This window comes from Achromobacter sp. SD115 (assembly GCF_017355315.1).
In the GTDB taxonomy this organism is placed as follows: Bacteria; Pseudomonadota; Gammaproteobacteria; order Burkholderiales; family Burkholderiaceae_B; genus Achromobacter; species Achromobacter xylosoxidans_B.
On record NZ_JADIJM010000013.1, the window covers coordinates 1 to 12,190 of the forward strand.

Sequence of the window (12,190 nt, forward strand, 5' to 3'; positions counted from 1 at the left end):
TTCTTCGGTGATCGATTGCGGCGGGAAGTGGACGATGAGCGTGGCGGCCCCGTCGCCCGCTTTCTTCAAGCGCGGCGGCTGGCCTGGCGTCACCGTCAGATTGTGCAGCTCCAGCCGCAAGGCCAGCAGATCGGCCGGACGCAGCACGGCATGGCCGGGGCGGGTGCCGTCGAAGAAATTGCGGTTGGGACTTGGGGCCAGGACAGGAATGTTCAGCCTTCTGGTGACCATGCCAGTTCTCCTGCAAATAAGGAAACCCAGGAACGAAATCCTGCACGTCCAGCTACCTGCGAATCGAACTGCCAATGTGGCGAAAATTATCGTTGTGTTGCGTTAGTAGTCAACAACGTACAGCCGCGCGGCGGCGGCTGCCGCGGCAGCCGGCGGTTTGAGAATCCGGATGTGGCTGAAGGATGTAGAAGGCCTGCGCCTTCACTCGGGAAGTTCATGCTTTGCATGAAGCTGCGGGCGCCATCCGCGCAGCCGGAAAGCGATGCGGCGGCATGCATCCGCTCGAAGCAGGGTCGGCCGCCAGCGGAATTTATTTTGTACGAATGCGTAACGGCTCTGGCCCCGGAAACCCCGCCGTCCGGGGCCGCGCGCGGGGGCTAGCTGGCTACGGCCGGCGCATCGCCCAAGGCCTGCAGGCATTCCGCCAGCGGCGGAATGGCGCTGGCCAGCGCCGCGACGGTTTGCGCGTCGACCTTGGTCAGCGGCGGAATCTCGGCCAGCACGCGCACCTCGCCGAAGCGCTCGATGGCTTCCTTGTTGCCCGCCGAGAGCGGCCCGCTCATGATCACGCCCAGCACCGGAATGCCGCGGCGCTTGAGGGCCTCCAGGCTGAGCAGGGTGTGATTGATGGTGCCCAGTCCGCTGCGCGCAGCCAGCACCACCGGCAGGTCCAGCCGCGCGATCAGGTCGATCATCATGTGGCTGTCGTCGATCGGCACGTAGAGGCCGCCGGCGCCTTCCACGATCAGCGGCGCCTGCGTGACCGGCGGCACGATGCTGGTGGCGTCGACGATGGTGTCTTCCAGCGTGGCGGCGGCCCAGGGCGACAGCGGCGCCTGCAGCACGTAGGCCGGCAGATGCAGGCGTTCAGGCGGCAGCCCTGCCAGCTGTGCCACGGTTTCGGTGTCGCCGGGTTCTTCCGCCACGCCCGTCTGTACCGGCTTCCAGTAGTCGGCGTTCCAGGCGCGCGCCAGGATCGCGGACACCAGGGTTTTGCCGATGCCGGTATCGGTGCCGGTCACGAAAACGCCGGTGGCGTGTTGGTTCGTTTTTTTCCACATACCGTAGGCCAGGTGATAGGTCACCCCGGCTCCTTGTTCGTCAAACGCCGCCAATACCCGCCGCAGTTGCGCCGCGCCCAGAGGCGCGCGTCCGGGGGCGGGCGTGGTGGCGCCTATGCCCTTGAGGCCGCGCAGGAAACGCAGCCCGTCAGGATGATTTTGTATCAGCCGTTCGCTGCGCACGCCACCGGCCAGATTGCCCCTGTCTGGATGGATGGCGGCAATGGACGGATAGCGCGGCGTGGCGGCGCTCAGTCCGGCCGCGGCATGGGCGTCCTGCCATTCCTGGAACGTACCGTCCGCCAGCGTCGCCACGGCCAGGCAGCCGCCCGGCGCCAGCAGCGCGGCCAGTCGGCCCAGCCCCGCGTTCAGATCTGAAAACCACTGCACCGCCAGGCTGGAGCAGATCAGGTCGTAGCCGCCCGCAAGTCCGGCCGGATGCTCGCCGTCCAGCAACTGGTAACGGGCCTGGCCCGGCAGGGCCGGGCCGCGTTGCGCGGCTGCCAGCATGCCGGGAGCGATGTCGGTAACGGTCCAGTCGGCCGGACCGATGCGGCGCGCCAGCGCCTGGGTCAGCAGGCCGGTACCGCAGCCGATCTCCAGGATGCGCGGATGTGCGGGCAGGGGCAGCAGGGCGATATCGCTGGCCAGCCGTTCGGCCGCAATGCGCTGGATGGACGCGTGGCCTTCGTAGGCCTGCGCGGCGGCGCCGAAGCGCGCGCCGATTCCGGCGTTGCGCGGGGCTGGCGTCATGCGGCGGCCGCCAGGCGGGAAATGAAGGCGCGGATATGCGCCGCGCACCAGGCGGCGTCCGACGCGGGCAACAGGTGGCCGCCACCCGTGCATTCGTGGATCTCCGTGTCGGCCCGACCGGCAAAGCCTGCCTGCGTCATGGGCGCGGGAACGATGGGATCGTCCGCGCCGGCCAGGACCAGCAGCGGCACGGGCAGCGCCGCCAGGGCCGCGCGCCGGTCTTCGTCGCGCAAGGCTTGCAGGTCGCGCGCCAGCGGCGCCAGCCGCGGCTCGCCGACATCGGAGTCGTCGCCGCAGCGCTGGCGGAAGTCGCGCAGCACCGCCACGGGGTCCGAGGACAGCCGCCGCGACATGCGCTCCAGCACGCGCGGCGCGACGCCGGCTTCGAAGTCCGCGCCGGCGGTGAAGCGCGCGAAGCCGTTGATGGACACCAGTCCCAGGCAGCCTGGCGGCAGTTGGCGCAGCAGGCGCAGCACGCCCAGCGAATGGCCGATGGCGATCACCTGGCCCCCGACGGCCGGCTCTTGCTCGGGTCCGAAGTAGCCGGCATCAAAAACGGCTTGCGGCCATTCCTGGAGCTCGGCGCGCAGCGGCGCCCAGACCGAGGCGTCGAAGGCCCAGCCGTGCACGAACAGCAGGGTGGGGCGGGGCATACCGGCTTGCATCGAGACAGCGCCCATCAGGCCAGCGCGGCGGCGAAGCCATCGATCAGCCGCGCCACGTCCACGTCGCGGTGCGCCGCGCTCAGCGTGACGCGCAAGCGGCTGGTGCCGGCGGGGACGGTGGGCGGGCGGATCGCCACGGCCAGCAGGCCACGCTGTTCCAGCCCGGCAGCCAGGGCCAGGGCGCGGTCTTCGTCGCCCACGATGGCGGGCACGATCTGGGTGGAGGATGCCCCCGTGTCCAGTCCCATGCAGCGCAGCGCGGCGCGCAGGTTGTCGCCCGCGGTCGCCAGCCGGGCGCGTTCGGCGTCCAGCGTGGGCACCAGGTCCAGCGCCGCATCCATGGCGCCCAGCACCGCGGGCGGCAGCGCCGTCGTGTAGATGAAGCCTGAGCAGGCGTTGATCAGGTAGTCGCACAGCGCGCGTGAACCGGCCACATAGGCGCCGAATCCGCCCAGCGCCTTGCTGAAGGTACCCATGGCCAGGTCGATGCGGCCGGGCGCGAGTCCCGCCAGGCCCATGCCGTTCGGACCCAGCACGCCGGTGGCGTGCGCCTCGTCCAGGTAGACGAAGGCGCGGTAACGGTCGGCCAGGGCGGCCAGCCGCTCCACGTCGGTCCGGTCGCCGTCCATGCTGAACACGCTTTCGGTGACGATGAAGCGCGACACGGTCTGGCCGGCCGCGCTTTCCGCCCTGGCTGCCAGCAGGCTTTCCAGATGGTCCAGGTCGTTGTGCCGGAAACGGATCTGCTTCACGCCCGCCGCCTGGCAGCCGTGGTGCAGGCTGGCATGGTTGAGCTTGTCGGCGTACAGCTCGACCTCGCCCTGGCTGGCGGCGGCGCGCAGCAGCGCCGGCAGCACGGCGGCGTTGGCCTGCCAGCCCGAGGCCAGCAGTAGCGCGGCTTTAGTGCCCTTCAGCCGGGCCAGCTTGGCCTCCACCTGTTCGTGCAGGTCCAGGTTGCCCGTCACCAGGCGCGAAGCCTGGGCGCCCGCACCGTGGCGGGCCGCCCATTCGCGCGACCGTTCGACCAGCAGCGGATGCCGCGACAGGCCGAGGTAATCGTTGCTGGAGAAGTTCAGGACCGGCTCGCCCTCGAGGATCAGGCGTCCCGGAGCGGCGGCGGTGGCGGTGCGCAGGCGGCGGCGCACGCGGCGCGTTTCGGCGCGCGCCAATTCGGAGGAGAAAAGCGGATCCAGCTTGGACATCAATATTTCCGGCAGCGGCCCGGCAGCGGGCGTGCCCGCGACTAGCCGTAGAATGCGAGCCATTGTAGTGGAGGCGGGCGCCGCCCCTGTCCTGGCCGGATCCGCCGGACGGACCCCAGCGCGCCGCCGGTATCGAGAGGTGAATCATGCACACGCCCGACTGGGTGGCCCAGGGCCAACCCCATATCTGGCTCCCCTATGCCCAAATGAAGACGGCGACGCCGCCGCTGCCGGTGGTGCGCAGCCACGGCAGCCGGCTTGAACTGGCCGATGGCCGCAGCCTGATCGACGGGGTGGCGTCCTGGTGGACGGCATGCCATGGGTACAACCATCCGCACATCGCCCAGGCGCTGCGCGCGCAGCTGGACGCCATGCCGCACGTCATGTTCGGCGGGCTGACCCATGAGCCGGCGCTGACTCTGGCCCGCCGCCTGGCCGCCATGCTGGGGCCGGGACTGGATCGCGTCTTCTATACCGATTCCGGCTCGGTGGCGGTGGAAGTCGCCATGAAGATGGCGTTGCAGTACTGGCTGAACCAGGGAGAACGCGGCCGCAGCCGCTTCCTGGCGTTCCGCGGCGGCTATCACGGCGACACCTTCGGCACCATGGCGGTCTGCGATCCGGACGAGGGCATGCACAGCCTGTTCCGCGGCATGCTGGCCGGGCACGACATCGTCGACCTGCCGCGCAGCGACGCCGAGTTGGCCGCGCTGGAGGCCCACCTGGAGCTTCATGGATCCCGGCTGGCCGGCATCCTGGTCGAACCGCTGGTGCAGGGCGCGGGCGGCATGCTGCTGCATGACCCGGAAGTATTGCGCCGCCTGCGTCGCCTGGCCGACCGCCATGGCCTGTTGCTGATCTTCGACGAGATCTTCACCGGCTTTGGCCGCACGGGCACGATGTTCGCCTTCGAGCAAGCCGGCATCCGTCCGGACATCGTGACCTTGTCCAAGGCGCTGACCGGCGGCACCTTGCCGCTGGCCGCCACGGTGGCCAGCAAGCGCGTGTTCGAGGCCTTCTGGTCCGACGATCCCTCGCACGCGCTGATGCACGGCCCCACCTTCATGGGCAACGCGCTGGCCTGCGCCGCGGCCAACGCCTCGCTGGATCTGTTCGAGACCGAACCGCGGCTGGCGCAGGCGCAGGCGATCTCGGTGGCGCTGGCGGCGGGCCTGGAGCCCTGCCGCGAACTGCCCTGGGTGCGCGACGTGCGCGTGCTGGGCGCGATCGGCGTGGTCGAACTGGACGGCATCGCCGACCGCGAGGGCCTGAAGCGGCGCCTGGTCGAGGCCGGCGTCTGGGTGCGGCCGTTCGGTAATGTGGTTTACCTGACTCCGGCGCTGACCATGGCCGAGGACGATCTGGCCAGCTTGATGCAGGCCGTGGTGGACGTGCTGCGTCGCCAGCGGCCCTGAGCCAGGCGCTCCCGAGCCCGGCCCCCAGAGCCGGGCTCCTCCAATCCGGGCGGGGCCGAACCCGTCCGCGTTGCCGGGGCAAACCGGCCGGACCCGCATTGATCCAGATCAAGGCAGTCTTGTAACGCGCTGAGTAACATCGGCGCATGCGAGCAAAATCGATCTTCGCCGTCCCGGCCAGCCTGTCCGACGCCGACCGCCAGCAGCGCCGCCATGCGTTGGTGCGCCTGTCGCTGGCATGGTTGGCGATGATGCAGGTGATGATGTTCGCCTGGCCCGGCTACCTGCGGCACGAAAGCATGCCCGCCGATGCGCTCGAAACACTGGACTGGGCCATCGTGCTGATGAACTGGGCCAGCTTTGCGCTGACCGTGCCGGTGGTGGTGTATTCGGCCTGGCCGATCTGGCGCCACGCGGGCGACAACCTGCGCCACGGCCGCGCCGGCATGGACGTGCCGGTGGCCCTGGGCATCGTCGCCGCCTTCATACCCAGCGTCCACGCCACCTATACGGGGCGGGGCGAGGTGTACTTCGACTCGGTCACGATGTTCGTGGCCTTTCTGCTGACCGCGCGCTACCTGGAACTGTGCGCCCGCCAGTCCTTCGGCGGCGCGGCGGGCGGATCGCGCCACGAGCGCGTGGAGGCGCAGCGTCTGGAACTTGGCGCGCGCGCCGACCGGCTGGCCTCGCGCTTCGTCATGGCCCAGGTCGCGCTGGCGCTGGCCGCCGCGGCCGCCTGGGCCTACATCGATCCGGCGCACAGCATCCCGGTGATGGTGGCGCTCTTGGTGATGAGCTGTCCCTGCGCCATGTCGATGGCGGTGCCCACCGCCATGGCCTCCGCCCATTCGGCGCTGGCCGCCCATCCCCACATGCCCGACGCGGCGCTGGACGAGCTGCTGGGCGAGGCGCGCCGCCGCGCGCGCCAGAACCTGTACGGTTCGCTGATCTGGCATCTGCTGATGACGCCGCTGGCGCTGATCGGCTGGGTCACGCCGTGGCTGGCCGCCATCACCATGCTGGTGTCCTCGCTGGCAGTGGCCTACAACTCGTGGCGCCTGTGCCGCCGCGACTGGGCTGGCGCGCCAGCGCCCGCCGCCGCGCTGGAAGCGGCGCAATGACCATCCTCTACCTGCTGCTGCCCTTGTCCCTGCTGTTCGTGCTGGCCATCGGCGTGTCGCTGTGGTGGGCCGTTTTCAACGGCCAGTACGACGACACCGACGACGCGGGTCGCGCCATCCTGCTCGATGACGACAGCGGACCCGCCAGTCGCGCGGCTGAACGCCGCGTTTGATTTCGCGCCTGGACCCGTTGCGCCGGCGCCGCGTTCCCCTGCGCGCAGCCAGATGCTTGATCCAGATCAACGCTGCCCCTTGTGACTAGTCCCATCATTGCAGTCTGGAGCTATTTGTTACTTTAGGGGAAGGGCGATGAACGATTGCGCCGCAATCGCAAGCAAGGCCGACACCTTCAACTACAAGATCGTGAGGCAGTTTGCGCTCATGACGGTAGTGTGGGGCATCGTCGGCATGGCTGTGGGCGTTTTTCTCGCTGCGCAGCTTATCTGGCCGCAGCTGAACTTTGACACCGCATGGCTGAGCTATGGCCGCCTGCGCCCGCTGCACACCAACGCGGTGATTTTCGCCTTCGGCGGCAGCGCGCTGTTCACGACGTCTTACTACGTGGTCCAGCGTACCTGTCAGGCGCGCCTGTTCTGCGGCCCGCTGGCCGCGTTCACGTTCTGGGGCTGGCAGATCGTCATCGTCGCCGCCGCCATCACCTTGCCCATGGGCTTCACCAGCAGCAAGGAATACGCCGAACTGGAATGGCCCATCGACATCCTGATCACCCTGGTCTGGGTGGCCTACGCCATCGTGTTCTTCGGCACCATCATCAAGCGCCGCTCCAAGCACATCTACGTGGCCAACTGGTTCTTCGGCTCGTACATCCTGACCATCGCCATCCTGCACATCTTCAATAACATCGAGATGCCGGTGTCGATGTGGAAGTCCTATTCCGCCTACTCCGGCGTGCAGGACGCCATGGTGCAGTGGTGGTACGGCCACAACGCGGTGGGCTTCTTCCTGACCACCAGCTTCCTCGGCATGATGTATTACTTCGTGCCCAAGCAGGCCGGCCGTCCCATCTATTCCTACCGCCTGTCCATCGTCCACTTCTGGGCGCTGGCCTTCACCTACATGTGGGCGGGCCCGCACCACCTGCTGTACACCTCGCTGCCGGACTGGACCCAGTCGCTGGGCATGACCTTCTCGCTGATCCTGCTGGCGCCGTCCTGGGGCGGCATGATCAACGGCATCATGACCTTGCAGGGCGCCTGGTACAAGCTGCGCACCGACCCGATCCTGAAGTTCATGGTGACGGCGCTGTCGTTCTACGGCATGTCGACCTTCGAAGGCTCGATGATGTCGATCCGCACGGTCAACGCGCTGTCGCACTACACGGACTGGACCATTGGCCACGTGCACTCGGGCGCGCTGGGCTGGGTCGCCATGATCTCCTTCGGCTCGCTCTACTACCTGATCCCGCGCCTGTATGGCCGCGAAAAGATGTACAGCGTCAAGGCCATCGAACTGCACTTCTGGATCGCGACCATCGGCGTGGTGCTGTACATCGCCGCCATGTGGATCGCCGGTGTGCAGCAGGGCCTGATGTGGCGCGATACCGCCAGCGACGGAACCCTGGTCTACAGCTTCGTGGAAGAACTGAAGACGCGCGTCCCGTACTACCTGATCCGTTTGCTGGGTGGCACTTTGTTCCTGTCGGGTGTTTTCGTCATGGCCTGGAACGTGTGGATGACGGTGCGCGGCGCGCAGCCGGTCAACCCCGCCATTCCGCAAGACGATCCCCACGCCGCTCGCCCGCCGGTCGCCGTGACCGCCGCGCCGGCCACTGTTTGACGAGGACATCATGGCCAACAAGAAATCTGGTTTCTTTTCCCACCAGACGCTCGAGAAGAACATCGGCTGGATGATCATCGCCAGTATCCTGGTGGTGTCCTTCGCGGGCCTGGTCCAGATCGTGCCGCTGTTCTTCCAGCACAGCACGACCCAGCCCGTCGCGGGCGTCGAACCCTACAGCCCGCTGCGCCTGATGGGCCGCGACGTCTACATCCGCGAAGGCTGCGTCGGCTGCCATTCGCAGCAGGTGCGGGTGCTGGCTGCCGAAGTGCAGCGCTACGGCTCGTATTCGATCGCCGCCGAATCGGTGTTCGACCATCCGTTCCTGTGGGGCTCCAAGCGCACCGGTCCCGACCTGGCGCGCGTGGGCGAGCGCTACTCCGACGACTGGCACCGTATCCACCTGCGCGACCCGCGCAAGGTGGTGCCGGAGTCCAACATGCCAGCCTATCCCTGGCTGGAAAAGACCGTCATCACCGGCGAGAACGTGAGCGACCGCATGCGCGCCCTGCGCAAGCTGGGCGTGCCCTACACGGACGAGGAAATCTCGGCGGCGCCCCAGGCCATCGAAGGCAAGACCGAGGAAGACGCGCTGGTCGCCTACCTGCAAGGGTTGGGCGTGGGCGTGCGCAAGGCCAAGCAGGCCGAACAGGCCAAGCAGGCGGAAGCGGCCAAGAAGGCCGCCCAGTCCGCTGCTCAACCCGCCGCGCCCGCGGCCTCGGGAGGCTGATCATGCTGGGCTACCTGAGCGCAATCGTTACCGCCATCTCGATGGCAACTTTCTTCGGCATTGTCTGGTGGGCCTGCTCGCGCGGCCGCCAGAGCGCCAACCGCGAATCGGCCATGCTGCCGTTCGCACTGCCCGATGAATTCGGGCAGGGACAACAAGATGGAGCGAATCGGTCATGAGCGATTTCGTCAATGGCTTCTGGGGGTATTTCATCTCGATCGTCGCCGTGGGCGGCGTGGTCTGGTGCGTCTGGCTGCTGTACACGCAGCGTCGCTGGCTCAGCACCAAGCCGGCCAACGGCAAGGTCGAGGACACGGGCCACGTCTGGGACGGCGACCTGACCGAGCTGAACAACCCGGTGCCGGGCTGGTGGACCTGGATGTACCTGCTGGCCTGCGCCTTCGCCCTGGGCTACCTGTTCTTCATGCCGGGCCTGGGCGAGTACAAGGGCCAGCTGGGCTACAGCAGCACGGAAGAAGTGGCCAGGCAGCAGGCCAAGATGGCCGAGGCCGTGCGCCCGATCTACGCGCGCTTCGAAACCATGGACATTCCGCAGATCGCCCAGGATCCGGGCGCCCGCGAAATCGGCCAGCGCCTGTTCCTGAACACCTGCGCGCAATGCCATGGCTCGGACGCCAAGGGCGGCCCCAGCTTCCCCAACCTGGCCGACGGCGACTGGCTGCACGGCGGCTCGCCTGAAGCCATCACGCAGACCATCACACAGGGTCGCGTCGGCGTCATGCCGCCGTGGAAGGCCGCGATCGACGCCAAGACCGCCGCCGACATCGCGCAGTACGTGCGTTCGCTGTCGGGGCTCACGGCCGATCCGGTCCGCGTGTTCCGCGGCAAGCGCGAGTTCGCCAACTACTGCGTGGCCTGTCACGGCGTCGACGGCAAGGGCAACCAGGCGTTGGGCGCGCCCAACCTGACGGACGACGTCTGGCTCTATGGCAGCTCGGAGGCCACCATCGTCAAGACCATCCTCGACGGCCGCGACAACCGCATGCCGGCGCACGGCGACATCCTGACGCCCGAGCAGATCAAGATCCTGACCGCATGGGTGTGGGGCCTGTCGAACAAGCCCGAAGCGACTGCCAGCGCCGCGCCGGTAAGCACCGCGCCGGTAGGCACCGCGCCGGCAACGGCAACGGCAACGAAGTAAAGGCTTTGCAGAGCTTGTCTGGGGGCCGCGCCTGGCGCGGCCCCCATATCACTGGACTTACAGCAGGGAGCAGCAAATGGAAGATGGGTCAGCCGCAAGGGTCGGCAATTCGCCTGACGGTGACCCGCCGCCCTGGCGGCCGCACGTGAGGCCGCCGCGGCCCGGGACGGAAACCCTGGAACAGACGCTGGCGGGCGTGCGCAGCAAGATCTACCCGCGTTCTGTCAGCGGCATCTTCGCCCGCTGGCGCATCGCGTTCGTCTTTCTCACCCAGCTGGTTTTCTACGGTCTGCCCTGGCTGCAGTGGAACGGCCGCCAAGCCGTGCTGTTCGACCTGGGCGCGCGCAAGTTCTACCTCTTCGGCCTGGTGCTGTGGCCGCAGGACGTGGTCTATCTGGCCGTGCTGCTGGTGATCTCGGCGCTGGCGCTGTTCCTGTTCACCGCGGTGGCGGGACGGCTGTTCTGCGGCTACGCCTGTCCGCAGACCGTCTATACCGAAATCTTCATGTGGATCGAGCGCAAGGTCGAAGGCGACCGCGTCGCGCGCATCCGCCTGGACGAATCGCCCTGGACCTGGCGCAAGGCGCGCCTGAAGATCACCAAGCATTTCCTATGGATTGCGCTGGCTTGGTGGACCGGTTCCACCTTCATCGGCTATTTCGCTCCCATCCGCGAACTGGGGCATGAACTGTTCGCGCTGCAACTGGGCCCCTGGCAGTGGTTCTGGATGCTGTTCTACGGCTTCGCCACCTGGGGCAACGCCGGCTTCATGCGCGAATCCGTGTGCAAGTACATGTGCCCCTATGCGCGCTTCCAGAGCGTGATGGTGGACCCCGACACCTTCGTGGTCACCTACGACAAGCGCCGCGGCGATCCGCGAGGCGGCCGTTCGCGCAAGGTGGACCACAAGGCCGCCGGCCTGGGCGACTGCGTCGATTGCAGCCTGTGCGTGCAGGTCTGCCCGACCGGCATCGACATCCGCGACGGCCTGCAATACATGTGCATAGGCTGCGGCGCCTGTATCGACGCCTGCGAACAGGTCATGGACAAGATGCAGTATGAGCCGGGCCTGATCCGCTACACCTCGGAACGCGCCATGCTGGACGGGCTGTCCACCAAGAGCGCCCGCTCCCATCTGCTGCGTCCGCGGGTGCTGATCTACGGCACGCTGATCCTGGCGCTGGCCATTGCCTTCGTGGTCTCGCTGGCCCTGCGCAACCCCTTGCGGGTGGATGTGATCCGCGACCGCGGCGCGCTGGGACGCGAAGTCGCCGGCGGCATGATCGAAAACGTGTACCGCCTGCAGATCATCAATACTTCCGACCAGCCGATGCGCTTGCAGCTCGCGGCCGACGGCATGCCCGGCCTGAAGGTGATGATGGGGCAGCAGGGTTCGGATACGGTCGACGTCGAGGCGGCGGCCAACAAGCTGGTGCCCATGGTTATCCGCGCGCCGGCCGGCGCCGAGCCCGGCGCCCATGCCATCACGCTGCGCGCGCGCGGCCAGGACGGCGAGCAGCGTCCGGTCGAGACCGACGAGCCCGCCAGCTTCTATGTACCCGACTGAGCACTGAAAAGGACATCTCCATGAACCCCGCCCAATCCGCCAAAGCCGCCAAGCCCTGGTACCGCGAACCCTGGCCCTGGATCCTGATGGCCGGCCCTTTCGCGGCCATGATAGGCTGCTTCGTCACGATCTACTTCGCTTTCTCGAACTTCAGCAACCAGCCGATCCAGGAGGGCGTGGTCAAGCGCGGCCTGGTCATCGAGCAGGTTGCGCCCAGCGCCAATCCGTAACCCGGGAGAACAACAGATGGGCTTGCGATCATTGATGTGGATCCTGTGGCCGTCGTTCATGGCGGCCGCGGCGGGGAGCGCGCTGATCTTCGCCCTGATCGATCCGCTGGACGTGGCGATTTTCGGCCACGTCCCTACGGGACGCACGGGGTTCTATACCGTGTCTTTCTTCGTGCTGTGGGTGATGGCGGGGCTGTCCAGCACGCTGACGGCGTACCTGATGCCCAAGCCGGAAGAGAGCGAGGATCTGTAGGAT

At 67.6% G+C, this 12,190-nt stretch carries 14 protein-coding genes; 10 read left to right on the top strand and 4 right to left on the bottom strand.

The features are described from left to right. From IPU70_RS18530 to IPU70_RS18545, 4 genes are all read right to left on the bottom strand, one after another. A partial coding sequence (locus tag IPU70_RS18530) for a hypothetical protein (RefSeq protein ID WP_207469241.1) occupies positions 1 to 231 on the bottom strand: 231 nt, incomplete at its 3' end. 377 nt (positions 232 to 608) lie between these two features. Continuing rightward, positions 609 to 2,045: a dethiobiotin synthase gene (bioD, locus tag IPU70_RS18535; protein WP_207469243.1), complete on the bottom strand. Its 1,437-nt coding sequence runs from the start codon at positions 2,043 to 2,045 to the stop codon at positions 609 to 611. Further along, positions 2,042 to 2,698 carry an alpha/beta fold hydrolase gene (locus IPU70_RS18540; RefSeq protein WP_242702582.1) on the bottom strand — a complete coding sequence of 219 codons (657 nt, stop codon included), beginning with the start codon at positions 2,696 to 2,698 and terminating at the stop codon, positions 2,042 to 2,044. The genes bioD and IPU70_RS18540 overlap by 4 nt, the downstream gene beginning before the upstream one ends. Positions 2,699 to 2,724: 26 nt before the next feature. Next, positions 2,725 to 3,912 carry an aminotransferase class I/II-fold pyridoxal phosphate-dependent enzyme gene (locus IPU70_RS18545; protein WP_207469245.1) on the bottom strand — a complete coding sequence of 396 codons (1,188 nt, stop codon included), beginning with the start codon at positions 3,910 to 3,912 and terminating at the stop codon, positions 2,725 to 2,727. 146 nt (positions 3,913 to 4,058) lie between these two features. Here IPU70_RS18545 and IPU70_RS18550 point away from each other — a divergent pair, with 146 nt between their 5' ends. The 10 genes from IPU70_RS18550 (at position 4,059) to IPU70_RS18595 (ending at position 12,187) form a co-directional block, all read left to right on the top strand. Then, positions 4,059 to 5,327 (top strand): adenosylmethionine--8-amino-7-oxononanoate transaminase, encoded by a 1,269-nt coding sequence (locus IPU70_RS18550; RefSeq protein WP_207469246.1) that lies wholly within the window; start codon positions 4,059 to 4,061, stop codon positions 5,325 to 5,327. Between the two features lie 146 nt (positions 5,328 to 5,473). Next, positions 5,474 to 6,448: a hypothetical protein gene (locus IPU70_RS18555; RefSeq protein ID WP_207469247.1), complete on the top strand. Its 975-nt coding sequence runs from the start codon at positions 5,474 to 5,476 to the stop codon at positions 6,446 to 6,448. Further along, positions 6,445 to 6,621: a cbb3-type cytochrome oxidase assembly protein CcoS gene (gene ccoS / locus IPU70_RS18560; RefSeq protein ID WP_013394991.1), complete on the top strand. Its 177-nt coding sequence runs from the start codon at positions 6,445 to 6,447 to the stop codon at positions 6,619 to 6,621. Before IPU70_RS18555 ends, ccoS begins: the two co-directional genes overlap by 4 nt. Positions 6,622 to 6,757: 136 nt before the next feature. Next, the gene (ccoN, locus tag IPU70_RS18565; RefSeq protein ID WP_207469248.1) at positions 6,758 to 8,245 is read left to right on the top strand and encodes a cytochrome-c oxidase, cbb3-type subunit I; all 1,488 of its coding nucleotides are present in this window, start codon (positions 6,758 to 6,760) and stop codon (positions 8,243 to 8,245) included. Between the two features lie 10 nt (positions 8,246 to 8,255). Then, positions 8,256 to 8,975 (top strand): cytochrome-c oxidase, cbb3-type subunit II, encoded by a 720-nt coding sequence (ccoO, locus tag IPU70_RS18570; protein ID WP_207469249.1) that lies wholly within the window; start codon positions 8,256 to 8,258, stop codon positions 8,973 to 8,975. Between the two features lie 2 nt (positions 8,976 to 8,977). Next, positions 8,978 to 9,154: a cytochrome oxidase gene (locus IPU70_RS18575; RefSeq protein WP_013394988.1), complete on the top strand. Its 177-nt coding sequence runs from the start codon at positions 8,978 to 8,980 to the stop codon at positions 9,152 to 9,154. Beyond that, entirely contained in the window at positions 9,151 to 10,137 is a 987-nt protein-coding gene (gene ccoP / locus IPU70_RS18580; protein ID WP_207469251.1) for a cytochrome-c oxidase, cbb3-type subunit III, read from the top strand. Before IPU70_RS18575 ends, ccoP begins: the two co-directional genes overlap by 4 nt. Positions 10,138 to 10,213: 76 nt before the next feature. Beyond that, complete coding sequence (gene ccoG / locus IPU70_RS18585) at positions 10,214 to 11,704, top strand: cytochrome c oxidase accessory protein CcoG (protein ID WP_207469253.1); 1,491 nt, start codon at positions 10,214 to 10,216, stop codon at positions 11,702 to 11,704. Positions 11,705 to 11,724: 20 nt separating this feature from the next. After that, positions 11,725 to 11,934: a FixH family protein gene (locus tag IPU70_RS18590; protein ID WP_207469255.1), complete on the top strand. Its 210-nt coding sequence runs from the start codon at positions 11,725 to 11,727 to the stop codon at positions 11,932 to 11,934. 16 nt (positions 11,935 to 11,950) lie between these two features. Continuing rightward, complete coding sequence (locus IPU70_RS18595; RefSeq protein ID WP_207469257.1) at positions 11,951 to 12,187, top strand: hypothetical protein; 237 nt, start codon at positions 11,951 to 11,953, stop codon at positions 12,185 to 12,187. Positions 12,188 to 12,190 lie beyond the last annotated feature (3 nt).

What these genes read in the sequence shown, in the direction of transcription:
- IPU70_RS18550 (WP_207469246.1), top strand. Translation starts at nt 4,059, where the DNA reads ATGCACACGCCCGACTGGGTGGCCCAGGGCCAACCCCATATCTGGCTC.
- bioD (WP_207469243.1), bottom strand. Translation starts at nt 2,045, where the DNA reads ATGACGCCAGCCCCGCGCAACGCCGGAATCGGCGCGCGCTTCGGCGCC.
- IPU70_RS18575 (WP_013394988.1), top strand. Translation starts at nt 8,978, where the DNA reads ATGCTGGGCTACCTGAGCGCAATCGTTACCGCCATCTCGATGGCAACT.
- IPU70_RS18595 (WP_207469257.1), top strand. Translation starts at nt 11,951, where the DNA reads ATGGGCTTGCGATCATTGATGTGGATCCTGTGGCCGTCGTTCATGGCG.
- IPU70_RS18540 (WP_242702582.1), bottom strand. Translation starts at nt 2,698, where the DNA reads ATGCCCCGCCCCACCCTGCTGTTCGTGCACGGCTGGGCCTTCGACGCC.
- IPU70_RS18545 (WP_207469245.1), bottom strand. Translation starts at nt 3,912, where the DNA reads ATGTCCAAGCTGGATCCGCTTTTCTCCTCCGAATTGGCGCGCGCCGAA.
- ccoN (WP_207469248.1), top strand. Translation starts at nt 6,758, where the DNA reads ATGAACGATTGCGCCGCAATCGCAAGCAAGGCCGACACCTTCAACTAC.
- ccoG (WP_207469253.1), top strand. Translation starts at nt 10,214, where the DNA reads ATGGAAGATGGGTCAGCCGCAAGGGTCGGCAATTCGCCTGACGGTGAC.
- ccoO (WP_207469249.1), top strand. Translation starts at nt 8,256, where the DNA reads ATGGCCAACAAGAAATCTGGTTTCTTTTCCCACCAGACGCTCGAGAAG.
- ccoS (WP_013394991.1), top strand. Translation starts at nt 6,445, where the DNA reads ATGACCATCCTCTACCTGCTGCTGCCCTTGTCCCTGCTGTTCGTGCTG.
- ccoP (WP_207469251.1), top strand. Translation starts at nt 9,151, where the DNA reads ATGAGCGATTTCGTCAATGGCTTCTGGGGGTATTTCATCTCGATCGTC.
- IPU70_RS18555 (WP_207469247.1), top strand. Translation starts at nt 5,474, where the DNA reads ATGCGAGCAAAATCGATCTTCGCCGTCCCGGCCAGCCTGTCCGACGCC.
- IPU70_RS18590 (WP_207469255.1), top strand. Translation starts at nt 11,725, where the DNA reads ATGAACCCCGCCCAATCCGCCAAAGCCGCCAAGCCCTGGTACCGCGAA.